Origin of the sequence: Paraburkholderia silvatlantica, from assembly GCF_003096715.1 — a bacterium.
Lineage (GTDB): Bacteria > Pseudomonadota > Gammaproteobacteria > Burkholderiales > Burkholderiaceae > Paraburkholderia > Paraburkholderia silvatlantica.
In genome coordinates this window covers 44,783-45,595 of sequence record NZ_QEOL01000041.1, presented here as the reverse complement: position 1 = coordinate 45,595, position 813 = coordinate 44,783, and the positions used below count along the sequence as shown (strand labels likewise).

1 protein-coding gene, 3 tRNA genes and 1 rRNA gene are annotated in these 813 nt (G+C 57.3%); all 5 read left to right on the top strand.

Annotation, left to right across the window (positions count from 1 at the left end):
• Nucleotides 1–92, top strand: a 5S ribosomal RNA gene (gene rrf / locus C7411_RS39085); the annotation flags it as partial.
• A 143-nt stretch (nt 93–235) separates the two neighbouring features.
• Nucleotides 236–321 (top strand) — tRNA-Tyr (locus C7411_RS35200).
• A 79-nt stretch (nt 322–400) separates the two neighbouring features.
• Nucleotides 401–474, top strand: a tRNA-Gly gene (locus tag C7411_RS35195).
• A gap of 32 nt (nt 475–506) precedes the next feature.
• A tRNA-Thr gene (locus C7411_RS35190) sits at nt 507–581 on the top strand.
• 110 nt (nt 582–691) lie between these two features.
• The coding region (locus tag C7411_RS39080; RefSeq protein WP_423802890.1) for a GTP-binding protein at nt 692–813 on the top strand (122 nt) is incomplete at its 3' end.

Below are 813 nucleotides of genomic sequence, written 5' to 3'. Positions count from 1 at the left end.
TCCCACCCCTTCCCATCCCGAACAGGACCGTGAAACGACTCCACGCCGATGATAGTGCGGATTGCCCGTGTGAAAGTAGGTAATCGTCAGGCTCCTCTACAAGCGAGACCCCGGCCCTAAAAAGCCGGGGTTTTTGCTTTTCCGCTCTCCCTATAAGTGAGAGCGTTGTGGGATCGGCGCCGAACAAAGTGCTTGACACGATTCGGATGTTCCCCCATAATCATCAGTTCTCTGCGGAGGGGTGCCCGAGTGGCTAAAGGGGGCAGACTGTAAATCTGTTGGCTTACGCCTACGTTGGTTCGAATCCAACCTCCTCCACCAGAATTCAGCTGTAGTAAGTGTCGGGCCGGCAAAGATCGCGCTAGTGGTTGCGGTAAGGTTGCGATGGTCGGCGAACCTCGCGGGTGTAGCTCAATGGTAGAGCAGAAGCCTTCCAAGCTTACGACGAGGGTTCGATTCCCTTCACCCGCTCCAGCGAAGCGATAAAGCGGTCCAGAGCAGTTTTCGCCCATGTGGCTCAGTGGTAGAGCACTCCCTTGGTAAGGGAGAGGTCGGCAGTTCGATCCTGCCCATGGGCACCAGCCGGTATCTAGCGGGCCTCAGAAGTCTCGCATCGAGCAGGCAGCAGCAAAGCCAGTGATTGTTTGCGCGCCCCGCGCAACGTACGGAAAAATCCTCTTAGGAGTCGAAAATGGCCAAGGGTAAGTTTGAGCGGACCAAGCCGCACGTGAACGTGGGCACGATCGGTCACGTTGACCACGGCAAGACCACGCTGACGGCAGCGATCACGACGGTTCTGACCGCGAAGTTCGG